Genomic DNA, 21,910 nt, shown 5'->3' on the forward strand with positions numbered 1-21,910 from the left:
TGAAGAGAGGAGCCGGACATGCGCGATGACTGCGATGTCTTGATAGTCGGAGCCGGACCTTCCGGGGCGGTGGCCGCCCAGGAGTTCGCCCGGGCCGGCATGAGGGTCACCTGCCTTGAGCAGGGCGACTGGCCGGACTACAGCCGGGCACGAGCGGGCCACGCGGACTTCGAGCTCGTGTCGCGCAAGCACTGGAACTGGAATCCGAACGAGCGGCGCGCCGCCGGAGATTACCGCGTCGATGACACGGAGTCCGACATCAGCGCCCTGATGTACAACGGCGTGGGTGGAAGCACCGTCATGTACGCGGCCCAGTGGGAACGCTTCCTGCCCTCGGACTTCCGCGTCCGCACCCTCGACGGCGTCGGCGACGACTGGCCCATCAGCTACTGGGACCTGGAGCCGTACTACGACGAGGTCGAGCGCCAGTTCGCCGTCAGCGGTCTTGGCGGGAATCCCGCGCTGCCGCCGATGACCCCGCCACCCCTCCCGCCCGTTCCGCTCAACAAGGTCGGGCGCCGGGGGGCCGAAGCGCTCAACAAGCTCGGCTGGCACTGGTGGCCGGGGACCAACGCGATCGCCACCGCGGATTACGGCCCGCTGCACGCGTGCACGCAGCTGGCCGCCTGCCCCTTCGGCTGCCCGACCGGCTCGAAGGGCTCGGCGGACCGCACCCACTGGCAGGCCTTGTCCAAGGGGCAGGTGCGCCTGGTGGTCCGCGCGACGGTCGACCAGGTCCTCCTCGACGACCGGGGCCGTGCCAGTGGCGTGACATACCTCGACGAGAACGGCGCCCGGCACACGATCCACGCAGGTGTCGTCGTCCTGTGCGCCAACGCCCTCGGCACCCCGCGGATCCTGCTCAACTCGGCCGACGGCGCGGGCATCGCCAACTCCAGCGGCATGGTGGGCAGGCGACTGATGATGCACCCGTTCGGCAACGCGATCGGGATCTTCGACGAGGACCTCGAGTCCTGGCGCGGACCGCTCGGACAGTACCTGCACTCCCTGGAGTTCTACGAGACGGACCGCTCACGAGGGTTCGTTCGCGGCGCCAAGTGGAACCTGATCCCCTCTGGCGCGCCGTTGTCCATGATGCTGACGGGGACCTGGGGCGACGAATCGGTCTGGGGGAGTTCGTTCACCAGGCTGCTGCGGGAGCGTCTGGGCCACTCGGTCATCTGGGGCGTCATCTGCGAGGACCTTCCCGATCCCGATAATCGGGTGACGCTCGGCGAGCTCGGCGAGCAGGACGTGCCGGGTGTGCGGATCAGATACCGGACCTCGGACAACACGCGGGCGATGATGGCCTGGCACCTCGACCGGGTGTCCGAGGTGCTGGACGCCATGGGGGCCAAGCAGAAGATCCTCAACCCGATCATGCAGGGCATCGGATGGCATCTGATCGGCACCACGGTCATGGGCGAGAACCCGGACGGCACCGTCGTCGATCCGTATGGCGAATGCCACGACGTGCCGAACCTCTTCGTCTTCGACAGCTCGGTCTTTCCGACGTCCTCCGGCGTCAACCCCGCCGCGACCATCGCGGCGAACGCGCTCCGGTGCGCTCGCGCGCTGGTCGCGCGCCGACGCGATGTGGCGGTGGCGTCATGACGACCCACGGCACGGATCTCCCCGTCTCGCCTGTTCCTCCCGCGGCCCGCGAGCGGCTGGCAAAGGTCGCCGACGCGCTCATCCCAGCCGGTGCCGGCCTGCCCTCAGCCGCGCAGGCCGGTGTGCACGCCGAGCTGCTCGACCAGGTGGCCAGGGCACGGCCCGACCTCATCCCGCCACTGCTGGAGGCACTCGAGGCGCTGGGTGCCGACCCGGACCTCGCGAGCGTCGAGCGGCTCGCCGCGGACGCGCCGCGACTGCACGAGGCGATCACGCTCGTGGTCGCGGGCGCCTACCTGATGTCGCCCCGCGTGATGGCTTCGCTCAAGTACTCCTTCCAGAAGGCGAAGATCGTGGACCCGGGAGAGATCACGACCGTCGTCGCCGAAGGCCTGCTCGACCAGGTCATCGAGCGCGGTCCCCGCTACCGGCTGCCGCCGGACGCCCCGTCGGAGCACGGCTCGTGAAGTTGCCTGTCCGATGTCTGAAATCCACCTACCGGAGGTATTGACCATGAGCCGTCAGCGGTACGTCCCGCTCTTCCACGACCGGATCCGGTCCGGCCGGGCCCTGATCGGCGCGGGCGCCGGCACCGGCCTGTCGGCCAAGTGCGCCGAGCAGGCGGGCGTCGACTTCATCGTCATCTACAACGCGGGCAGGTTCCGCATGGCCGGGCGCGGGTCGATGGCCGGGATGATGCCCTACGGCAACGCCAACGACATCGTCGTGGAGATGTCCGCGGAGGTCCTTCCCGTGGTGAGCCGCACGCCGGTGCTGGCCGGTGTCTGCGCGACCGATCCGTTCAAGAACATCCCGCTCTTCCTCCGCGAGCTCAAGGAGCTCGGGTTCGCCGGAGTGCAGAACTTCCCGTCAGTGTGCCTGCTCGACGGCAGCGTCCGGGCGGATCTGGAGGCCACCGGTTACGGCTTCGACAAGGAGGTGGAGATGGTCCGGGTCGCCCGCGAGCAGGACCTGCTCACCGCCACGTATGTGCGCACGGAGGAAGAGGCGCGCGCCATGGCCGCCGCCGGCGCGGACATCGTCGTGGCTCACGTCGGACTGACCACCGCCGGGCTCATCGGCGCCACGGCGCCGATGTCGCTGGAGGAGGCCGGGGCGCGGACGCGGGCGATCCACGACGCGGCCAAAGCCGTCCGCGACGACGTGCTCGTCGTGTGCCACGGCGGCCCCATCGCGACACCTGGCGACGCGCAGGAGGTGCTGCGCCACGCCCCCGGCGCGGTCGGTTTCCTCGGCGCCTCCAGCATGGAACGCATACCGGCGGAGACCGCCCTCGTCGACACCATGCGGCGTTTCACCGAGCTGTCCATCGCGCCCCTGGCCGGTGACCGGCAGCAGACGGAGGTCGTGGCATGAGACTGTTCCGCGTCACCGACCTGTTGCGGGATCCCACACCCGTGCCCGAACCGGAACGCTTCTCCGGTTCCGCGTTCAGCTCCGCGATCCAGGCCGGGCCGACGGGCAGAGCGACCACGGCGCTCATCCGCCTGGACCCGCACGTGCGCGGCCACTGGCACACGCACGCCGACGGCCAGGTCATTCACGTCCTGGAAGGGGCCGGCTTCGTCGGTCGTCGCGGATCCGAGCCGCTGCCCGTGGCCGCCGGCGACATCGTGTGGATCGAGCCGGGTGAGGAGCACTGGCACGGCGCGTCGGCCGCCGGCCTGGCCCAGCTCGCCTTCTCCTTCGGTGCCATCACCTGGCTGGAGCCGAGCACATGACCGAAGGGATGGGGCCCGCGTACGAGGACATCGCCGAGGCGGTGCTCGCGGCCGCCGCACGCCCGTTGCCGGAAGAGGCCGCCGCGGCGGCCCGCAGGACGATGGTCAACGTCCTGGCCGTCGCTCTCGGGGCGTCCCGCTCACCCCAGGTCACCAGGCTCGCGGGCGCGCTCGCGACTCCGTCCGGCGTACCCGCGGCGCCCGGTGTCGCAGGGTACGCACGTGCCGCCGACGCGGCGCTGCTCACCGGGTTCGCCGCGCACCTGGACGACTTCGACGACACTCACCTGGCGACCGTCATCCATCCCGGCGCCTCCGTCCTGGGAGCCGCGTGGTCGGCGGGCTGGTCCGCCGCCGTGCCCGGCACGGACTTGCTCACGGCCTTCGCCCTCGGGTGCGAGATGCAGCTCAGGCTCGGCCTCGCGGTCAGCCCCGAGCACTATGACCGCGGCTGGCACATCACCGGCACCTGCGGGGTGATCGGCGCCGCGGTCACGGCGGGCCTGCTCGGCGCGCTGGAACGTGACAGGCTCGCCGACGCCCTGCGGCTGGCATCCCTGCAGACCCTCGGCCACCGGGAGGCATTCGGGACCGAGGTCAAGCCGTTCCACGCGGGCAAGGCGGCGGCCAACGGACTCGTGGCCGCCGAGGAGGCCGCGCGCGGGACGTTCACAGCCGGCGCCGGCGGGATTCTCCCCGACATCGGCGATCTTCTTCGCGCTCTCGCCCCTGACCGCAGGCAACCTCACCAGTTGCTCGACGGGTTCGGATCGCGCTGGGAACTCGCGGCCAACACCTTCAAGCCCTACCCGTGCGGCATCGTCGCGCACCCCGGCATCGACGCCGCCGTCCAGGCGCACCGGCAGGGGGTCGACCCGGCGGAGGTCACCCGCGTCCGCTACCGGTGCCATCCCCTCGTCCCTGAGCTCATGGGACGCCTCGATCCACGGACCGGGCTCGAGGCTCGCTTCTCGGCGGTGCACGGGGTGGCCGCCGGCCTCGTCCACGGTAACGGGGGGCTGGCCGAGTTCAGCGACGCGGCGGCGACCGATCCGGTACTGTCCGGCCTCCGCTCCCGCATCGAGCTGTGCCCCGAGGAGGCGATGCCGCGCGATGCCGCCACGCTGGAGATCGAGGTCGTGGACGGCAGCCGCACCGAGTGGCCCGTCGCGCACGCGCGGGGCAGCCTGCTGCGGCCGCTGACGGACCAGGAGCTGATCGACAAGGCGGAGGCGCTCGTCCCCGGTCAGGCGTACTCCATCTGGGCCGCCGTCTCCCGGCTGGGCCGGGAGACGGAGCCGCGGACCGTGCAGGCACTGCTGGAGCCGGTCCGGCAGGAGGTGCCGGTCCCATGACGATCACCGTGCGGATGGCTCGTTTCGCGGCCGAGACACCGGTCGACCCGGCGGCGACGGCCGCGGTGGCCTCCTTGTGCGAGGCGCTGCCTGCGGGCACCGAGGCCGGACGGCGCCCGGCGGACATCGCCGCCCGCTGGGTGGCATGCGCGGCCCTCTACCACACGAATACCGGCGGAGCCGGTCGTGCCCAAGCGGAACAGGGGCTGGCGGTGGGGCTGGAACTGGCTCTACGGATGCTTCACTCGCTCGACGGGCAGGTGGTCGGCGGGTGGGATCCGGTGTGCGCCGCCGTCGTGGTGGGCGCGGCGACGGCCGCGGCCCGTGTGGACGGGCTCGGGAGCGAGGCGATCACGCGGGCGATCGGCATCGCCGCCACGCAGGCGTCCGGGCTGGCCGCGGTCTCGCTGTCGCCGCTCGGCACGTTCCAGCACCGGCGCGCCGCCCTCAACGGGCTGCAGGCCGCCGCCCTGGCCCGTGCGGGCATGACCGCTCCCGGCACCGCTCTGGAGGGCCGTCGCGGACTCTACAGCCTGATCGCGCCGGCGGGGGACCCGGCCGGGGCGATCGAGCGGCTCGGCGAGCGGTGGCTCGTCGTGGAACGGCCCGTGCCCCCAAGCCAGGTGCCGCCGGATGGCGCCCCTCCCGGGGCCGACCCGTGGTCGGCCGCGCTGACATACGCGATGGAGGTCTTCTCATGAACTCGGTGAACACAGTGGCGCCCGGCCTCCTGGCCGACCGGTTGCGACCGGACAGGACGGCGCTGATCCTGATCGACCTGTCGAACGACTTCGTCCACCCGCTGGGCAAGGCTGCCACGGTGGGAGGCCGGGACGTGCGCCCCGCGCAGCAGATCCTGCCGGCGGCCGGCCGGCTCGCCGATGCCGCCCGGCAGGCCGGTGTCGCGGTGATCCACTGCCAGCACACCACGCTGCCCGCCGGCGCCAGCGACTCGCCGGTGTGGCGGGACGCCAGATCGCGGGCCAGCTACTCGGCCGAGGACATCTGCCTTGACGACTCGTGGGGGCAGGCGATCGTCGACGAGCTGGCGCCCCAGCCCGGCGATCACATCGTCAAGAAGTACCGCTACGGCGGCTTCAGCGGCACCAACCTGGAGCTCATCCTGCGCAGCCTGCGCCGCGACAGCGTGATCTGCTGCGGCGTGTCGACCAATGTCTGCGTCGACACCACCGCCCGGGAGGCGTTCTCCCGGGACTTCTACGTCACCATCGCCGCCGACGCCTGCGCCTCGTGGGACATGAACCTGCACGCCGCGGCGCTCCTGACGGCAGACCGGCGGTTCGCCCTGGTGGCGCCCGTCGAGGACATCCGAGCCGCCTGGGGCTGAGGCGATCGGTCTGAGACCAGCGAAATCGAACGAGGGTAGTCACATGATCGCAGAACTGCGTTTCTACACCATCACGCCGGGACACACCCCGGCGCTCTTCGACCAGTTCGAGGGCACCAGCCTGCGGCTGTTCGCCAAGCACGGGATCACCGCGTACGGCCCCTGGCTCCGCCGGCTGACCAAGGGCGAGCAACTGGTCTACATGCTGGAGTTCGAGGACGAAGAAGACAAGGCCCGGCGCTGGTCGGCGTTCCGCGAGGACCCCGAGTGGCAGAAGGTCGTCGCCGCGGGCGAGGGACAGGTACCGCACGTCGCCGGTTCCGAGATCGTGGAGCTGAGCCGATGAGCGCGCCGAAGCCTCCGGACCCGCGCACCTACGGGCACCACATCGCCGGTGCCCGCGTCGACGGTCCCCCGCTGGAGCGGCGAGACCCGGCCAGGGGCGAGGTCGTGGCCAGGTATGCCGCCGGGACGACGGACGACGTGAACGCCGCGGCCGGCGCGGCCGCCGCCGCGTTCGCCGCCGCCTCCTGGCGGCGTATCCCCGCGACGGCACGGGCCGAGCTGCTGGAAAGGCTCGCGGAGCTGCTGGAACGGAACGCCGACCGGCTGGCCGCCCTGGACTCCGAGGAGGTCGGGAAGCCGCTGCGTTTCGCGCGCGGCGATCTGGCGCTGGGCATCGGCCACGTCCGCCACGCCGCGGCGCTGGCCCGGACGACGAAGGGCGACGCCTACACCGGCCTCGCCCCCGGATATACCGTGCTGGCCACCCGGGAGCCGGCCGGGGTCGTCGGGATCATCACGCCGTGGAACTTCCCCGCGCTCATCCTGCTCCAGAAGCTGCCCTACGCCATCGCGGCGGGATGCACCATGGTCGTCAAGCCCTCCGAGTTCACCTCGAGCAGCACCTTGGAGATCGCCGCCCTGTGCGAGGAGGCCGGGTTCCCGCCCGGCGTGGTGAACGTCGTCACCGGCACCGGTGCGGCCGCCGGGCATCCGCTGGTCACCCACCCGCTGATCTCCTACGTCTCGTTCACCGGATCGACCCGGGTCGGCAGGGAGGTGATGCGCGCCTGCGCCGACTCCCTGACCCGCGTCGGCCTGGAGCTCGGCGGCAAGGCGGCCAATGTCGTCTTCGCCGACGCCGACCTGGACGCCGCGGCGGACGCCGTGGTGTTCGGCGCCTTCGCCAACCAGGGGGAGTCCTGCGTGGCCGGGGCACGGCTGCTCGTGGACGCCGCGATCGGCGATGAGTTCACGGCCGAAGTCGTCTCGCGGGCAGCCGCCCTGCGCGTCGGCATGCCCGACGATCCCCGCAGCGACATCGGCGCGCTCATCCACCACGGGCACCGCGACGGGGTGCACGCCGCGGTGCTCGCCGGTGTGGAGAACGGCGGGAAGGTGCTGGCCGGAGGGCGGCCGCCCCATGCCCCCGAGCTCGCGGCCGGCGCGTTCTACGAGCCGACGGTGATCGCCTCCGTCGGCCGGGAGTCACCGGTGTTCCAGCGGGAGATCTTCGGCCCCGTCCTGTCGGTGACCACCTTCGGCTCGGAGGAGGAGGCGCTCGCGCTGGCGAACGGGACGGCCTACGGCCTGGCGCAGTCCGTCTGGACCACGGACCTGGACCGGGCCTTCGACATGAGCCGGGGCCTGGAGGCCGGCACGGTCTGGGTGAACACCACCAGCGACGGCTCCCCGGCGTTGTCGTTCGGCGGCGTCAAGCAATCCGGCTTCGGGCGCGAGGGCGGAGAGGAGGGCCTGCGGGAATTCACCGAGTACAAGACCGTGCAATTCCGGGGGGAACCGCGGGTGAGCCCGTTCCGCCGGCCGGACGAGAAGCCGTGAAGAGCATGAGGCTGGCCCACATCGTACTGATCAAGCCGCGAGACGGCGCGACGTGGCGGGCGGAGCAGATCGTCGACCAGCTCGCCGCGCTCGCCACCGACCTGGGCGCCGGCGAAGTCTACGCCGGGAGCGACGTCAGCGCCGAGCCGTTCGGCGGCGGCTACACCCTCGGGGTCACCATGGGTTTCCCCGCCGAAACGGTGCGGGACGGCTACCTGCGGGACGCCCGGCACGGGAAACTGGCCCGTGAACTGTCCCTGACGGCGGAATCCGTGCTGGTCGTGGACCTGCCGATCGCGGCCGCCAAGTCGAACGACGAGACCGAAGGAAGGCAGCAGGCATGACGGAAAGCATTGGTTTCATCGGACTTGGCGCGATGGGCCTCGGGATGGCCGCCAATCTGGTCAAGAGCGGGCATACCGTGTACGGATTCGACCCTTCGCCCCAGCGCCGGGAACTTGCCGCCGAAGCCGGAATCGCGATCGTCGACTCTCCCCGGGCGGCGGCGGAGGGCGCCTCCGAGGTGATCTTCTCCGTCGTCCGTGACGCCGCGCAGACGCAGGCCGTCCTGTTCGGAGAAGACGGCGTGGTGCGGACCGGCAAAGCGCTGACCGTCGTCGTGGCCAGCACGCTGGATCCGACCACCATGGGGAGGATCCAGGCCGAACTCGCCGTCCACGGCGCGACGGCCGTCGACGCGACGATGTCCGGAGGGCCATGGGGCGCCGAGGCGGGCAGCCTGACTCTGATGGTGTCGGCGGTGCAGGAGGATTTCGACCGGCTCCTCCCGCTGCTGAACGCGGTGGGTCAGAACATCTTCCACGTGGGCGAGCGGGTGGGCACGGCCCAAGCCACCAAGCTGGCGGTACAACTGGCGTTCGGAATCAACATGATGGGCGTGTTCGAGGCGATCCGGCTGGTCGACGACTACCACGTCGATGAGGACACGCTGATGTCCGTGCTGTCGGTGAGCGTCGGCGGAAGCTGGGTCGTCGACAACTGGCGGCGGGTCAAACCGTGGTGGGAGCGCTACGTGGCCGGGGAAGACCTCGACATCCTCCTCAAGGACATGCGATCGGTGCTGCGCGAGGCGGATACCGCGGACTTCCCCATGCCCGTCACCGCACTGGCGTTCCAGCTCATGCGCCACGTCTGGCCGGCGTGGGCGGCGCTCAAGGCCGCGGAGGACGGAGAGCACCCGGAATGAGCACGCTCTCCGAAGCCGTCGCCCCCGACGGCACCCGCCTGGCGGTGGCGCTGGACGGATCCGGCCCTCCGCTGCTGTTCATGCACGAGGTGGCCGGGGACCTCCAGGACTGGCAGGGGCAGGTGGAGCGCTTCGCCGATCGGTACACCTGCGTCCGCTACAACGCGCGCGGATACCCGCCGTCCGACGTTCCCACCAGCCCTGACCGCTACGGGCAGGCCATCGCGGTACAGGATGCCCTCGCGGTCCTGGACAGCCTCGGATTCGCCGCGGCCCACGTCGTGGGTCTGTCCATGGGTGGCTTCTGCGCCCTGCATCTGGCGCTCGAGCACCCGCGACGCTGCCTCAGCGTGACGGTGGCCGGTGCCGGTTACGGGTCAGCGCCGCATCAGCGGGCCGGCTTCGCGGAGGAGGCGCGTACGGCCGCCCGGCTCTTCCGCGAGGACGTGCCGAGTGCGGCGCGGGCCTATCAGGACGGGCCCACCCGTCAGCAGTTCAAACAGAAGGAGCCGATGGGGTGGCACGCGTTCGGCGAACGACTGGCCGGGCGCGATGCCATGGGAATGTCCATGACCTTCTCACAGGTGCTGGCCCAGCGTCCCTCCCTGTACGACCTGCGCGACCGCCTGGGCGCCGTGCGGGCACCTGTGCTCCTCGTCGTGGGTGACGAGGACGACGGTTGTCTCGACGTCAACGTCATGCTCAAGCGGGTCATGCCCGGAGCCGGTCTGTGCGTGCTCCCGCGCACCGGCCACACCATCAACCACGAGGAGCCGGACGCCTTCAACGACGCCCTCGACGGCTTCCTGAACCAGGTGGCCGCCGGTCAGTGGTCGCTGAGGGACCCGGCCACGGTGGGCCGAGGGCTGGTCGGGATGACGCCAGGAGATCCTGCCAGGCCGCCCGCGCCCGCTGTAGATCGTGAACCCGACATCACCATTTCTGATGAGGAGAAGATCCCATGACCCTTTCCAAGGATTCCGAGAGCCGGAGTCCGGCCGTCCGCCAGCTTCGCCTGGTCGTCGAGGCCGAGGACTACGAAGCCGCCCTCGCCTTCTACCGGGACGCTCTGGGCCTGCCCGAGCAGGCCGCCTTCTCCGGTGGGGACGGCGCCCATGTGACGATCCTCGATGCCGGCCGGGCCACGCTGGAGATCGCGAACCCCGCGCAGAAGAGGATGATCGACGATGTCGAGGTGGGCCGCCAGGTGGCCCCCAAGATCCGGGTCGCGTTCGAAGTCGATGACGCTCGAGCCACCACCGATCGGCTGCTCTCGGCCGGTGCCGACCAGGTCGCGCCGCCCACCGTCACGCCGTGGCAGTCGCTGAACGCGAGGTTCGACGCGCCTGCCGGTCTCCACATCTCGGTGTTCCAGGAACTGCGCAGCCTCCAGGAGCGCGAGTCGCTCGACGGCTTCGGGACCGAGGAGGGGCGGCAGGCGGATGCCGGCACCGATTCCTGAGCCGCTGCTGCTCCGCAACGTCCGGCTGCTCGATTCCGCGGATCTGGTGGACGTTTACCTGGAAGGCGGACGTATCGCCGCGATCGGTGACGTGCCGGCCGCCGCCCCGGGAGAGATCATCGACGCGCAGGGAGGCCTGCTCACGCCTGCCTTCGTCGAACCGCACTTCCACATCGACAAGGCACTGACCTTTCCGCAGTTGCCGCCGACGGACCACGGGAAGGCGCTGGACGCGGCGTTGGAACGCACCCGGCGCGTCAAGTCACGGTTCACCCGGGACGACCTGTGGGCGCGAGGGACCCGGGCGATCGAACTCGCCGTCGGCCACGGCGTGGGGACGTTGCGCGCGCACGTGGACGTCGACCCGGTGGGCGGCCTGCTGGCGTTGAGCGTCATGGCGGAACTCCGCGAACGCTACCTCGACGTGATCGACATCCAGCTGGTGGCCTTCCCGCAGGAGAGCATCGTCCGGGACGGCGCCGCTCTCCGCCTGCTCCGGACCGCCCTCACTTCGGGAGCGGACGTGCTCGGCGGCGCACCGGACGTGGAACTGCCGGAGGACAGGAGCCGGCACATCGAGCTGCTCGTCGAGCTCGCGCGCGAGCTCGACGTGGATCTCGATGTGCACTGCGACTACAGCTACGACCCGCAGCAGCGCGACCTCAAGCTGCTCGCGGACAAGACGATCGAGGCCGGCCTGGTGGGTCGTGTCCGGGCGGGACACTGCTGCGCGCTGGATTCCTACCCTGACACGGTCGCGGCGGAGGTCATCGAGGCGATCCGGGCGGCCGAGATCGACATCTGCGTCTGCCCGATGGGCAACCTCCTGCTGGTCGGTGATGAGATTCCGCCACGGGGGAGGGGAGTGGCCCGGCTGAGGACGCTCCTCCACCACGGGGTGCGCGTCGCCGCCGGCAGCGACAACATGCATGACATGTGGTTTCCCTTCGGGCGGTTGGACCCGGCGGAGGTGGCGATGGTGACCGCCGTGGCCGCTCAGCTCGGGTCGGATCGGGAGATCAGACAAGTCTTCGACATGGTGACGGTCAACGCCGCTCACTACGTGCGTGCGCCGGCCGACGGCGTCCGGGTGGGCGCGGTGGCGGACCTGGTCGTGTTCTCCGCCAGTTGTCTCCCGGACATCCTCCGAAACGCTCCGGGCCGCCGGACCACCATCAAGCGCGGGCGCGTGGTGGGCGGAGCCGAATCGCGGGTCTGGCTGGCGCGACCGCCCGCGCCACCGGAGGCGACGATTGAAGTCCCCATTAACAGCAGGTTTCCGCCGTGACACATGTTGATTGCTCGTTACGCCAGTGAGTTACATGTAACGAACGCACAGCCACGGATCGTCAAAGTGCGTAACGCGCGATTCCTACATTCGAGTCCTCGCCACCGAATGTAGGAGGAACGATGGCGCGCTGGATCGCCGATTGGCACCCCGACGACAAGACCTTCTGGGAAGGCTCCGGTAAGCGGATCGCCCGGCGCAATCTCGTCTTCTCGATCCTGGCCGAGCACCTCGGGTTCACGGTGTGGACGCTGTTGAGCATCGTGGCCGCCAAGATGGGGTCCTACGACTTCTCCACCGACCAGCTCTTCTGGCTGGTGGCGCTGCCCAACCTCGTCGGTTCGGTGTTGCGCGTTCCCTACACGTTCGGCCCGGCCAGGTTCGGCGGCGCCACGTTCACCACGGTTAGCGCGTTGCTGCTGGTCATCCCGACGGTGCTGCTCGGCCTCGCGGTCAGCGACCCGGGCACCCCGTACTGGATGTTCCTGGTGATCGCGGCGCTGGCCGGGGTCGGCGGCGGCAACTTCGCCTCCAGCATGGCGAACATCACCTACTTCTACCCGCGCTCGCGGCAAGGGGTGGCGCTCGGGCTGAACGCGGCCGGCGGCAACATCGGGGTCAGCTCCGTGCAACTGGTCATGCCGCTGGTGATCGGCGGGTTCGGGCTGGCCGCCGCGGGCTGGTTCTGGGTGCCGCTGGTCGTCGTGGCCGCCGTCTGCGCCTGGTTCTTCATGGACAACCTGGCGGTGGCCAAGGCCAAGCCGCGCGAGCAGCTGGCGGTGGCCGGTCGGGCGCAGACGTGGATCATGTCGTTCCTGTACATCGGTACGTTCGGCTCGTTCATCGGCTACTCGACGGCCTTCCCGCTGCTGGCCAAGAGCCTGTTCCCCGGCTCGCCGTGGGCGGCGGTGGCGTTCGTCGGCCCGCTGGTCGGCTCGCTGATCAGGCCGGTGGGCGGCTGGCTCGCCGACAAGAAGGGCGGGGCGCCGGTGACCCTGTGGAACTTCGCCGGCATGGGCGTCGGAGTGGTCCTGGTCTGGCTCGGCAGCACCTCGGGCAACTTCTGGATGTTCTTCCTGTCCTTCCAGGTGCTCTTCCTCACGGCGGGCATCGGCAACGGCTCCACCTACCGGATGATCCCGGCGATCTTCCAGGCCAAGGCCGTGGCCGAGCGCGGCACCGGCGAGGAGGCCCTGATGTACGGCAAGCGGCAGGCGTCCGCGGCCATCGGGATCATCTCCGCGGTCGGAGCGCTCGGCGGGTTCCTCATCAACCGCGCGTTCGGCATGTCGTTCGCCCAGACGGGCAGCCCGGCCACCGCGTTCGTCGGGTTCGGCGTCTTCTACGTGGCCTGCTTCACGCTGACCTGGTGGTGCTACACGCGCAAGGTCGGTGTCTCGCTCGTCGGCAGCCTGGCCGACGCCCGTGTCTGAGGATCCCGTGGTGACCGCGACCCACTGCCCGTACTGCGCTCTCCAGTGCGGCATGACGATCACGGCCCGGGGATCCGAGATCACGATCACTCCGCGCACCGACGTCCCGGCGAACTCCGGCGGCGCCCTGTGCCAGAAGGGCTGGACGGCGGCCGACCTGCTGACCAACGGCGAGCGGCTGACCACGCCGCTGCTCCACGGCCGGCCCGTGGCCTGGGACACCGCTCTCGACTACGTGGCCGACCGGCTGATCGCCATCCGCGCCGTGCACGGCCCCGACGCCGTGGCCGTGTTCGGCGGCGGCGGGCTGACCAACGAGAAGGCCTACCAGCTCGGCAAGTTCGCCAGGGTCGCGCTCGGCACCAGCCAGATCGACTACAACGGCCGCTTCTGCATGTCGTCGGCCGCGGCCGCCTCGCTCAGGGCGTTCGGGATGGACCGCGGTCTGCCGTTCCCGATCACCGACCTGGCCGAGACCGACGTCGTCCTGCTGGCCGGGGGGAACGTCGCCGAGACCATGCCGCCCTTCGTCCGCCACCTGACCGGGCCGCGGCTCATCGTCATCGACCCCCGCCGCACCGCGACGGCCAAGCTGGCCTGGCTGCACCTGCAGCCCACGCCGGGCACCGATCTGGCGCTCGCCCTGGGGATGCTGCACCTGGTCATCGCCGAGGGGCTCGTCGACGAGGACTACGTCGCGGCCAGGACCTCGGGCTTCGAGCAGGTCCGCACCTCGCTCGCCTCCTGGTGGCCCGAGCGGGTCGAGCGCATCACCGGCGTGCCCGTCGCCCGGATGCGCGAGGCCGTACGGGCGCTCGCCGCGGCCGGACGGGCCGCCGTGCTCACCGGGCGGGGCGCCGAACAGCACGCCAAAGGCACCGACACCGTCACCGCGTTCATCAACCTGGCCCTGGCGCTGGGGCTGCCCGGCCGGCCCGGTTCCGGGTACGGCTGCCTGACCGGGCAGGGCAACGGCCAGGGCGGCCGGGAGCACGGCCAGAAGGCCGACCAACTGCCCGGCTACCGCAAGATCGACGACCCGGCCGCCCGCGAGCACGTCGCCGCGGTCTGGGGCGTCCGGCCCGACGAGCTGCCCGGCCCCGGACGCTCGGCCTACGAGCTGCTCGACGCGCTCGGGACGCCCCAGGGGGCGCGCGCCCTGCTGGTCTTCGGCTCCAACCCCGTGGTGTCCGCGCCGCGGTCCGCGCACGTGACCGAGCGGCTCGACGCGCTCGATCTGCTGGTGGTCTCCGACATCGTGCTGTCGGAGACGGCCGCGCGGGCCGACGTGGTGTTCCCCGTGACGCAGTGGGCCGAGGAGACCGGCACCATGACGAACCTCGAAGGCCGGGTGCTCCTGCGCCGCCAGGCCGTACCCGCTCCCGAAGGCGTCAAGAGCGACCTGGAGATCATCCAGGAGCTGGCCGGACGGCTCGGCCACCGGTTCCCCGCCGAGCCGCGGGAGGTGTTCGCCGAGCTGGGCCGGGCAAGCGCGGGCGGCGCGGCCGACTACGCGGGCATCACTTATGAGCGGATCACCGAGGAGACCGGCGTGTTCTGGCCCTGCCCGTCGCCGCAGGACGCCGGCCGCCCGCGCCCCTTCCTCGACTCCTTCGCCACCCCGGACGGCCGCGCCAGGTTCGTGCCCGTCGAGCACCGGCCCGCGGCCGAGGAGCCCGACGACGACTACCCCGTCTACCTGACCACCGGCCGCGTGCTCGCCCAGTACCAGAGCGGCGCGCAGACCCGCAGGATCGCCGCCCTGTCCAAGGCCGCGCCGGAGCCGTTCGTCGAGCTCCACCCCGACCTCGCCGAGCAGCTCGCCATCACCTCCGGAGACGTCGTGCGCGTGCTCAGTCGGCGCGGCGAGAGCACGGGGCTCGCCCGGATCAGCGACGCGATCAGGCGCGACACCGTTTTCATGCCGTTCCACTGGGAGGGCGCCAACCGCCTGACCAACCCCGCACTCGATCCGACATCGCGGATGCCGGAGTTCAAGGTCTGCGCCGTGAGGGTGGAGAAGATCGCATGAGGCTCGTCGTAGTAGGCAACGGGATGGCCGGGTCGCGGCTGGTCGGAGAGGTGCGGGCGCGTGATCCGCACCTGTCGATCACCGTGTTCGGCGCCGAGACCTGGCAGCCCTACAACCGGGTGCTGCTGTCGAACGTCCTGGCCGGGAGCTCGGGTCCCGACCAGGTACGGCTGCTCGACCCGAGCTGGTACGCCACCCACGACGTCGAGGCCGTCTTCGGCGGCGAAGTGGTGAGCATCGACCGGAGCGCCCAGACGGTGAACACCGCCGACGGCCGGAGCACGCCGTACGACATGCTGGTCCTGGCCACCGGCAGCCAGGCGGTCGTCCCGCCGGTGCCGGGAGCCGAGCTGGCGATCCCGTTCCGCACGCTCGACGACTGCCACCGCATCCTGGAGGCGGCCGAGCGCGCGGGCAGAGCGGTGGTGGTCGGCGGCGGCCTGCTCGGCATCGAGGCCGCGCGCGGGCTGGCCGGGCGCGGCCTGCCCGTGACGCTGCTGCACCTGGCCGACCACCTGATGGAGCGGCAGCTCGACGCCGAGGCCGGGCTGGTGCTCGGCGAGACGCTCACCGGGCTGGGCGTGGACATCCGCACCGGCGTGTCGGCCGAGGCGATCCTGGAAGAGGGCGTCCGGCTGGCCAACGGCGAGCTGGTCGAGGGCGACCTCGTCGTGCTGGCCTGCGGCGTGCGTCCGGTGACGGGACTGGCGAAGGAGTCGGGCCTGTCCGTACGGCGGGGCATCGTCGTGGACGACGAGATGCGTACCGAGGACCCGGCGGTGTTCGCCATCGGCGAGTGCGCCGAGCACGACGGCACCGTCTACGGCCTGGTCGCCCCCGCCTGGGAGCAGGCGGCCGTCGCCGCCGAGGTCATCACCGGCGGCAAGGCGCTCTATCGGGGCTCGCGGCTGGTGACCAGGCTCAAGGCCAGGAGCGTCGAGCTGGCCGCGATGGGCGAGACCCAGCTCACCGAGGAACACGCCGAGGTGGTGCGCTTCACCCACCGGGCCCGCGGCACCTACCGCAAGCTCGTCATCCGCGACGGCCGGCTGGTCGGCGCGATCCTGCTGGGCGACACCGACGCCGTCGGCACGCTCACCCAGCTCTTCGACCGCGGTGGGCCGCTGCCGGGCGACCGCGCCGGGCTGCTGTTCCCCGGGCTGGCGACGGTCACCGTGGCCGACAGCCCGGTGCTCATGCCCGACGCGGCGAAGGTGTGCCAGTGCAACAACGTGACCAAGGGCCAGATCAGGGCGTGCTGGGAGGCCGGCGCGCGGGACGTGGCCGCGGTGGCGTCCGCGACCAGGGCCACGACAGGGTGCGGGACCTGCCGGGATGCCGTGGAAGGCATCGTCGGCTGGCTGTGTGAGCAGGAAGGGATCTCGGCATGAACAGGATCGTCGTCGTCGGTTACGGACCCACCGCCCATCGGCTCGTCGAAACGCTGCACGAGCGCGGCTTCGACGGCCGGGTCACGGTCATAGGCGAGGAGCCCCGCCCCGCCTACGACCGGGTCGCGCTGACCTCCTACCTGTCGGGGATCAGCGTCGAGGACCTCACCTACCCGGTGCCGCCGGGCACGGTGACCAGGCTCGGCGGGCGCGTCACCGGGATCGACCGCGAGGCCCGCACGGTCACGCTGGCCGACGGGTCGGCCGAGCCGTACGACGTGCTCGTGCTGGCGACCGGGTCGGCGCCGTTCGTGCCGCCGGTGCCGGGCGCGGAGCACGCCTACGTCTACCGGACCATCGACGACCTCGACGCGATCAGGATGGCCGCCAAGGACGCGACCGAGGGCGTGGTGGTCGGCGGCGGGCTGCTCGGCCTGGAGGCCGCCGACGCGCTGCGCGGGCTGGGGCTCAAGACGCACATCGTGGAGATGAGCCCCTGGCTGATGCCCCGCCAGGTCGACGAGGGCGGCGGCTCGGTGCTCAAGGGCCACATCGAGGCGCTCGGGCTCAGCGTGCACGCGGGCGCGGGCGTCAAGGAGATCGTCGCGGGCGAGCGCGGCGTCACCGGGCTGCGCAAGCCCGACGGCACCCTGCTGGACGCCCAGATCGTCGTCTTCTCCGCCGGGATCAGGCCGCGCGACGAGCTCGCCCGGACCAGTGGGCTGGACGTGGGCGAGCGGGGCGGCATCACGGTGGACACCGGGATGCGTACGTCGGACCCGGCGATCTACGCGATCGGCGAGTGCGCGCTGGCGGGCGGCATGGTGTACGGGCTGGTCGGGCCGTGCTTCACCATGGCGGAGGTGGCCGCGGACCGCATCCTGGGCGGGGCCGCCACCTTCGAAGGGGCCGACCTGTCGACCAAGCTGAAGCTGCTCGGCGTCGAGGTGGCGCAGTTCGGCGCGATGGACGGGGCGCTCGACGTCACCTACATGGACCCGGTGGGCGGCGTCTACAAGAGGCTGTTCATCAGCGACGACGCCAAGACGCTGCTCGGCGGCATCTGCGTCGGCGACGCCTCGCCGTACTCGGCGCTGCGTCCCTTCGTCGGCAAGCCGCTGCCCGCCGCGCCGTCCGACCTGCTGTTCACCGGGTCGGGAGCCGAGCTGGACCTGCCCGACGACGCGCAGGTGTGCTCGTGCAACAACGTCAGCGCGGGGACGGTCCGCACCGCCATCGCCGACAAGGCGCTCACCGACGTTCCCGGGATCAAGGGGTGCACGCGGGCGGGCACCACCTGCGGGAGCTGCGTGCCGATGCTCAAGCAGCTCCTGGAGAAGTCCGGGGTCGAGGTGAGCAAGGCGCTGTGCGAGCACTTCACCTACTCCAGGGCCGAGCTGTACGACATCGTCAAGGTGCGCGGCATCACCACGTTCTCGGACCTGATCTCCGCGCACGGGCAGGGCCGGGGCTGCGACATCTGCAAGCCGGCCGTGGCCTCGATCCTCGCCTCGCTGCACAACGGGCACGTCCTGGACGGCGAGCGGGCGGCGCTGCAGGACACCAACGACGCCTTCCTCGCCAACATCCAGAAGAACGGCACGTACTCGGTCGTCCCGCGCATCCCCGGCGGCGAGATCACGCCGGACAAGCTCATCGTGATCGGTGAGGTGGCCCGCGACTTCGGCCTCTACACCAAGATCACCGGAGGGCAGCGGATCGACCTGTTCGGCGCCCGCGTCGAGCAACTGCCGCAGATCTGGCGCCGGCTCGTCGACGCCGGGTTCGAGTCCGGCCACGCCTACGGCAAGGCGCTGCGGACGGTGAAGTCGTGCGTCGGATCCTCCTGGTGCCGCTACGGCGTCCAGGACTCCGTCGGCCTGGCCATCGACCTGGAGCTGCGCTACCGCGGCCTGCGCGCGCCGCACAAGCTCAAGTCGGCCGTGTCCGGCTGTGCCCGCGAGTGCGCGGAGGCCAGGTCGAAGGACTTCGGGATCATCGCCACCGAGCAGGGCTGGAACCTGTACGTCGGCGGCAACGGCGGGTTCAAGCCGCGCCACGCCGACCTCCTCGCGGCTGATCTGAGCACCGAGGAGCTGATCAGGACGATCGACCGGTTCGTCATGTTCTACATACGCACCGCCGATCGGCTGCAACGCACCGCCGCCTGGCTGGAGTCGCTCGACGGCGGCCTCGACTACCTGCGGCAGGTGATCATCGACGACTCGCTGGGGATCTGCGCCGAGCTGGATGCCCAGATGGAGTATCACGTCTCCACGTACGTGGACGAATGGCAGACGACCATCGACGATCCGGAGAAGCTGGGGCGGTTCGTCAGCTTCGTCAACGCGCCGGGGGTTCCCGACCCGTCGATCGTCTTCGAGACCGAACGCGACCAGATCAAGCCGGTGGAGGTGGCGGCCCGATGAGTAGCTGGATTCCCGTCTGCGGGTATCAGGCGTTGCTGCCGGAGCGTGGGGTGTGCGCTCTGGTGGAGGGACGGCAGGTGGCCGTCTTCCGTACCTACGACGGTACGGTGCACGCGATCGACAATCTGGACCCGTTCAGTGGGGCGCAGGTGTTGTCGCGCGGCATCGTCGGCACTCGGCGGGGGGAGCCCACTGTGGCGTCACCCCTGCACAAGCAGGTGTTCTCGCTGGTGAGCGGGGAGTGCCTGGACGAGCCCGGGTTCGCTGTACCGGTTTATCCGATCCGGGTGGACGGTGGGCTGGTGCAGGTGGGGATGGGCGTCTAACGGGGGATGCCCGGCGAGGCGGGCCGGTCACGCTCATCGAGCGCGACCGGGTCGCCTCTTTGGGGTTCTAGGGCTCGACCATCATCTCCGCCGGTGGGTACACATGCGCGGTCTGATGTCCCACCGGTAGGACACAGCGCCGTTCGGAGTCGATGCTGTCGCAGCGCTCCGCATCGTCGCGTTGCGGCAGAGGCTCGGGTTCGGTGCTCAGGCTCGTCTCCAGGTGCGGCACTCGTTGGACGCTATCGGCGACGCGGCGACGGTTTGGTCGCGGCTCGGCAACGATCCAACCTCTGAACGATCTCATCAACTCTTGTGAAGGTTACTGTGAGCAATCCCCGTGGCTGTGGCGGGGGGTGGTAAAAGGGTTGTCCGAAGTGGATAAATGGTGCATTCGGGGCGGATGTGGGGGGAATCACCCCGCTATGAGCACAAAATCCCAGGCCAGAGCACTCCTGCTGGCGGCAGTCGTCCCGGCGATGCTCGTCACGGGCTGTGCCGCGGGCGGTACCAACATGCGACTGACGGGCGCGGTGGCGAGCCCGACCCCGCCCATGCCCTCGGAATCAGGCCCGACACCGGCCGAATCGGAGACGGGCATGACGAGCCCGATGCCGACCGAGTCGGGCACCATGAGCCCGGAACCCTCGGGCACCGAGATGACCTCGCCGCGCGCGGCCGTACAGGCGTACTTCGACGCGGCCAAGGCCGGTGACGCGGACAAGGCCGCCGACGCGTTCACCTCCGACGGCATGGCCGCCATAGCGGGCAAGCCGACCGCGGACGGCACCGAGGCGCTGCGCAAACTGTTCGAGGACGAGTTCAAGGCGAAGGCCGAACGTACACACACCTTCGACGAGACGCGTACGTTCGGCAGCGAGGCGGCCTTCGTCCGCACCACCAGCAAGGAGGGCGACGAGACCTACCGCGAGTTCTTCCTCCTCAAGAAGGCCGACGGTGAGTGGAAGATCGACCGCTTCATGGACAACGAGCCGACCTGAGCGGGTCGGTCATATGGGGGCGCTACCGATCACATCGGCGGTGCCCCCAGACGTGCGTGGCCGTTAGCTCCGCAAGATCGGGCAGAACCCGGAGTTGGCGGCATACATTCAATTCCACCGCCTGTCTTGTGGCTAATGAGATACTTCGGGGCGCGCGGTGGGACGAGGTGCGATCTAGCGTAGGGACATGCAGGATCTTTCAGGGTTCCAGCATCCGCGCTTCGCCCGCATGTACGAGCGGCTCAGTGCCGAGGCCGAGCGGAACGGCATGGCCGAGCTGCGGATCCGACTGCTGTCCGGGTTGAGCGGCCGGGTGGTGGAGGTGGGCGCCGGTAACGGGATGAACTTCCCGCACTATCCCCCGCAGGTGCGCGAGGTCGTCGCCGTCGAGCCCGAGGACCGGCTGCGTGCGCTGGGCGAGCGGGCCGCGGCGCCGGCACCGGTGCCCATAACGGTGGTTCGGGGGCATGCCGGCGCGTTGCCGTACGACGCGGGGTCGTTCGACGCGGCCGTGGTTTCGCTGGTGCTGTGCTCCGTCCCCGACCAGGCCGCGGTGCTGGCCGAGGTGCGCAGGGTGCTCAAGCCGGGCGGGGAGCTGCGCTTCTTCGAGCACGTACGCTCGGCGAACCCGGTCCGGGGTGTGCTGCAGGATCTCATCACCCCGCTGTGGCGGCTGATGGCCGGAGACTGCCGCCCCAACCGGGACATCGCGGCGGCGATCAGGGACGCGGGGTTCGTGATCGAGGACATCGACAGGTTCCTCTACAAAGCGACGCCGAAATCGCCGACCATAACCCACATCCTGGGCCTTGCCCGCAGACCTTAGGGACGTTTGCCGCCCGGCAGGCGTGGTGTGATGCGGCCCTGATCGACGAGTGCCAGATATACCCACATCTTGGTCTGTCCGAAGGTCGGTGTGGTCTCCTCGCCGTCGCGCGAGACGATCTCGTCTCCATTGCGTGTCGTCGGCTTGAGTGCGGTGCGCTGTGGGGCTATCTACTATTTACGGTAGTTTTTCGCTGGCTGGGTATCGCTCTGAAGTGCTCGCTACCGCTCTTAGTAGACGGCTGAGGTGTGATCGATGCAGGCGTTCTTGGCAGTGCTCGGTCTGGTGGTCCTTGTCGTCGTGGGTGTGGCCGGGGTGTACGGCGTTTCGCTGGTGGTCGCGCCTCGGGGGACGTTGCGGGTGGGGCCGTACCTGTCGGGCGGGCGGCCGCGGGAGCACGCGCTGTCCCGGTTTCACGTTCGCTGGTACGCGGTGACGCTCGTCTTCCTCGCCTTCGACATGGAGATGATCTTCATGTACCCGTGGGCGCTGGTGGTGGCCGAGGTGGGCGGTGTGGCGCTGGTGGAGATGTTCGCGTTCCTCGGGTTGCTGATGGTCGGGGTCGTCTACGCGTGGCGGGAGAGGGCGTTCCGGTGGGTTTGAGCGGGTGG

22 protein-coding genes are annotated in these 21,910 nt (G+C 70.5%); all 22 read left to right on the forward strand.

From position 1 onward, the window contains the following. Nucleotides 1-18: 18 nt before the first annotated feature. Nucleotides 19-1,614, forward strand: a complete 1,596-nt coding sequence (locus AB0F17_RS17300; protein WP_358023301.1) for a GMC family oxidoreductase — start codon at nucleotides 19-21, stop codon at nucleotides 1,612-1,614. Further along, nucleotides 1,611-2,081, forward strand: a complete 471-nt coding sequence (locus tag AB0F17_RS17305; protein ID WP_358023304.1) for a hypothetical protein — start codon at nucleotides 1,611-1,613, stop codon at nucleotides 2,079-2,081. Before AB0F17_RS17300 ends, AB0F17_RS17305 begins: the two co-directional genes overlap by 4 nt. A gap of 46 nt (nucleotides 2,082-2,127) precedes the next feature. Continuing rightward, complete coding sequence (locus AB0F17_RS17310; RefSeq protein WP_358023307.1) at nucleotides 2,128-2,991, forward strand: phosphoenolpyruvate hydrolase family protein; 864 nt, start codon at nucleotides 2,128-2,130, stop codon at nucleotides 2,989-2,991. Beyond that, complete coding sequence (locus AB0F17_RS17315) at nucleotides 2,988-3,356, forward strand: cupin domain-containing protein (protein WP_358023310.1); 369 nt, start codon at nucleotides 2,988-2,990, stop codon at nucleotides 3,354-3,356. Before AB0F17_RS17310 ends, AB0F17_RS17315 begins: the two co-directional genes overlap by 4 nt. After that, nucleotides 3,353-4,711 carry an MmgE/PrpD family protein gene (locus tag AB0F17_RS17320; RefSeq protein WP_358023313.1) on the forward strand — a complete coding sequence of 453 codons (1,359 nt, stop codon included), beginning with the start codon at nucleotides 3,353-3,355 and terminating at the stop codon, nucleotides 4,709-4,711. Before AB0F17_RS17315 ends, AB0F17_RS17320 begins: the two co-directional genes overlap by 4 nt. Next, nucleotides 4,708-5,412, forward strand: a complete 705-nt coding sequence (locus AB0F17_RS17325) for an MmgE/PrpD family protein (RefSeq protein WP_358023316.1) — start codon at nucleotides 4,708-4,710, stop codon at nucleotides 5,410-5,412. The genes AB0F17_RS17320 and AB0F17_RS17325 overlap by 4 nt, the downstream gene beginning before the upstream one ends. After that, entirely contained in the window at nucleotides 5,409-6,059 is a 651-nt protein-coding gene (locus AB0F17_RS17330) for an isochorismatase family cysteine hydrolase (protein WP_358023319.1), read from the forward strand. The genes AB0F17_RS17325 and AB0F17_RS17330 overlap by 4 nt, the downstream gene beginning before the upstream one ends. A 43-nt stretch (nucleotides 6,060-6,102) precedes the next feature. Further along, entirely contained in the window at nucleotides 6,103-6,405 is a 303-nt protein-coding gene (locus AB0F17_RS17335) for an NIPSNAP family protein (protein WP_358023323.1), read from the forward strand. After that, a complete protein-coding gene (locus AB0F17_RS17340; protein ID WP_358023326.1) occupies nucleotides 6,402-7,904 on the forward strand; it encodes an aldehyde dehydrogenase family protein in 1,503 nt (500 codons plus the stop codon). The genes AB0F17_RS17335 and AB0F17_RS17340 overlap by 4 nt, the downstream gene beginning before the upstream one ends. 5 nt (nucleotides 7,905-7,909) lie before the next feature. Next, entirely contained in the window at nucleotides 7,910-8,248 is a 339-nt protein-coding gene (locus tag AB0F17_RS17345; RefSeq protein ID WP_358023870.1) for a Dabb family protein, read from the forward strand. After that, on the forward strand, nucleotides 8,245-9,111 hold the full coding sequence (locus AB0F17_RS17350; RefSeq protein ID WP_358023329.1) for an NAD(P)-dependent oxidoreductase: 867 nt from the start codon (nucleotides 8,245-8,247) through the stop codon (nucleotides 9,109-9,111). The genes AB0F17_RS17345 and AB0F17_RS17350 overlap by 4 nt, the downstream gene beginning before the upstream one ends. Continuing rightward, nucleotides 9,108-10,076, forward strand: coding sequence for an alpha/beta hydrolase (locus tag AB0F17_RS17355; RefSeq protein WP_358023332.1), 969 nt, complete (start codon nucleotides 9,108-9,110; stop codon nucleotides 10,074-10,076). The genes AB0F17_RS17350 and AB0F17_RS17355 overlap by 4 nt, the downstream gene beginning before the upstream one ends. Further along, a complete protein-coding gene (locus tag AB0F17_RS17360; protein WP_358023335.1) occupies nucleotides 10,073-10,573 on the forward strand; it encodes a VOC family protein in 501 nt (166 codons plus the stop codon). The genes AB0F17_RS17355 and AB0F17_RS17360 overlap by 4 nt, the downstream gene beginning before the upstream one ends. Next, nucleotides 10,554-11,861, forward strand: a complete 1,308-nt coding sequence (locus tag AB0F17_RS17365) for an amidohydrolase family protein (protein ID WP_358023337.1) — start codon at nucleotides 10,554-10,556, stop codon at nucleotides 11,859-11,861. Before AB0F17_RS17360 ends, AB0F17_RS17365 begins: the two co-directional genes overlap by 20 nt. A gap of 122 nt (nucleotides 11,862-11,983) precedes the next feature. Continuing rightward, entirely contained in the window at nucleotides 11,984-13,294 is a 1,311-nt protein-coding gene (locus AB0F17_RS17370; RefSeq protein WP_358023340.1) for an MFS transporter, read from the forward strand. Nucleotides 13,295-13,304: 10 nt separating this feature from the next. Further along, nucleotides 13,305-15,326, forward strand: coding sequence for a molybdopterin-dependent oxidoreductase (locus AB0F17_RS17375; RefSeq protein WP_358023343.1), 2,022 nt, complete (start codon nucleotides 13,305-13,307; stop codon nucleotides 15,324-15,326). Continuing rightward, nucleotides 15,323-16,717 carry an FAD-dependent oxidoreductase gene (locus AB0F17_RS17380; protein WP_358023346.1) on the forward strand — a complete coding sequence of 465 codons (1,395 nt, stop codon included), beginning with the start codon at nucleotides 15,323-15,325 and terminating at the stop codon, nucleotides 16,715-16,717. The genes AB0F17_RS17375 and AB0F17_RS17380 overlap by 4 nt, the downstream gene beginning before the upstream one ends. Continuing rightward, entirely contained in the window at nucleotides 16,714-19,146 is a 2,433-nt protein-coding gene (gene nirB / locus AB0F17_RS17385; protein ID WP_358023349.1) for a nitrite reductase large subunit NirB, read from the forward strand. The genes AB0F17_RS17380 and nirB overlap by 4 nt, the downstream gene beginning before the upstream one ends. After that, entirely contained in the window at nucleotides 19,143-19,472 is a 330-nt protein-coding gene (gene nirD / locus AB0F17_RS17390) for a nitrite reductase small subunit NirD (RefSeq protein WP_358023352.1), read from the forward strand. The genes nirB and nirD overlap by 4 nt, the downstream gene beginning before the upstream one ends. Nucleotides 19,473-19,897: 425 nt before the next feature. After that, the gene (locus tag AB0F17_RS17395) at nucleotides 19,898-20,473 is read left to right on the forward strand and encodes a nuclear transport factor 2 family protein (RefSeq protein ID WP_358023355.1); all 576 of its coding nucleotides are present in this window, start codon (nucleotides 19,898-19,900) and stop codon (nucleotides 20,471-20,473) included. A 187-nt stretch (nucleotides 20,474-20,660) separates the two neighbouring features. Then, the gene (locus AB0F17_RS17400) at nucleotides 20,661-21,299 is read left to right on the forward strand and encodes a class I SAM-dependent methyltransferase (protein WP_358023358.1); all 639 of its coding nucleotides are present in this window, start codon (nucleotides 20,661-20,663) and stop codon (nucleotides 21,297-21,299) included. 255 nt (nucleotides 21,300-21,554) lie between these two features. Continuing rightward, complete coding sequence (locus AB0F17_RS17405; RefSeq protein ID WP_358023361.1) at nucleotides 21,555-21,902, forward strand: NADH-quinone oxidoreductase subunit A; 348 nt, start codon at nucleotides 21,555-21,557, stop codon at nucleotides 21,900-21,902. Nucleotides 21,903-21,910 lie beyond the last annotated feature (8 nt).

Source organism: Nonomuraea sp. NPDC026600, from assembly GCF_040638335.1.
GTDB lineage: Bacteria > Actinomycetota > Actinomycetes > Streptosporangiales > Streptosporangiaceae > Nonomuraea.

Bases quoted from the DNA above. Each gene is read 5' to 3' on its own strand.
- AB0F17_RS17335 (WP_358023323.1), top strand. From the start codon at position 6,103: ATGATCGCAGAACTGCGTTTCTACACCATCACGCCGGGACACACCCCG.
- nirD (WP_358023352.1), top strand. From the start codon at position 19,143: ATGAGTAGCTGGATTCCCGTCTGCGGGTATCAGGCGTTGCTGCCGGAG.
- AB0F17_RS17405 (WP_358023361.1), top strand. From the start codon at position 21,555: ATGCAGGCGTTCTTGGCAGTGCTCGGTCTGGTGGTCCTTGTCGTCGTG.
- AB0F17_RS17365 (WP_358023337.1), top strand. From the start codon at position 10,554: ATGCCGGCACCGATTCCTGAGCCGCTGCTGCTCCGCAACGTCCGGCTG.
- AB0F17_RS17345 (WP_358023870.1), top strand. From the start codon at position 7,910: ATGAGGCTGGCCCACATCGTACTGATCAAGCCGCGAGACGGCGCGACG.
- AB0F17_RS17370 (WP_358023340.1), top strand. From the start codon at position 11,984: ATGGCGCGCTGGATCGCCGATTGGCACCCCGACGACAAGACCTTCTGG.
- AB0F17_RS17300 (WP_358023301.1), top strand. From the start codon at position 19: ATGCGCGATGACTGCGATGTCTTGATAGTCGGAGCCGGACCTTCCGGG.
- AB0F17_RS17310 (WP_358023307.1), top strand. From the start codon at position 2,128: ATGAGCCGTCAGCGGTACGTCCCGCTCTTCCACGACCGGATCCGGTCC.
- AB0F17_RS17360 (WP_358023335.1), top strand. From the start codon at position 10,073: ATGACCCTTTCCAAGGATTCCGAGAGCCGGAGTCCGGCCGTCCGCCAG.
- AB0F17_RS17330 (WP_358023319.1), top strand. From the start codon at position 5,409: ATGAACTCGGTGAACACAGTGGCGCCCGGCCTCCTGGCCGACCGGTTG.
- AB0F17_RS17400 (WP_358023358.1), top strand. From the start codon at position 20,661: ATGCAGGATCTTTCAGGGTTCCAGCATCCGCGCTTCGCCCGCATGTAC.
- AB0F17_RS17320 (WP_358023313.1), top strand. From the start codon at position 3,353: ATGACCGAAGGGATGGGGCCCGCGTACGAGGACATCGCCGAGGCGGTG.
- AB0F17_RS17340 (WP_358023326.1), top strand. From the start codon at position 6,402: ATGAGCGCGCCGAAGCCTCCGGACCCGCGCACCTACGGGCACCACATC.
- AB0F17_RS17355 (WP_358023332.1), top strand. From the start codon at position 9,108: ATGAGCACGCTCTCCGAAGCCGTCGCCCCCGACGGCACCCGCCTGGCG.
- AB0F17_RS17315 (WP_358023310.1), top strand. From the start codon at position 2,988: ATGAGACTGTTCCGCGTCACCGACCTGTTGCGGGATCCCACACCCGTG.
- AB0F17_RS17305 (WP_358023304.1), top strand. From the start codon at position 1,611: ATGACGACCCACGGCACGGATCTCCCCGTCTCGCCTGTTCCTCCCGCG.
- AB0F17_RS17380 (WP_358023346.1), top strand. From the start codon at position 15,323: ATGAGGCTCGTCGTAGTAGGCAACGGGATGGCCGGGTCGCGGCTGGTC.
- AB0F17_RS17350 (WP_358023329.1), top strand. From the start codon at position 8,245: ATGACGGAAAGCATTGGTTTCATCGGACTTGGCGCGATGGGCCTCGGG.
- AB0F17_RS17395 (WP_358023355.1), top strand. From the start codon at position 19,898: ATGAGCACAAAATCCCAGGCCAGAGCACTCCTGCTGGCGGCAGTCGTC.
- AB0F17_RS17325 (WP_358023316.1), top strand. From the start codon at position 4,708: ATGACGATCACCGTGCGGATGGCTCGTTTCGCGGCCGAGACACCGGTC.
- nirB (WP_358023349.1), top strand. From the start codon at position 16,714: ATGAACAGGATCGTCGTCGTCGGTTACGGACCCACCGCCCATCGGCTC.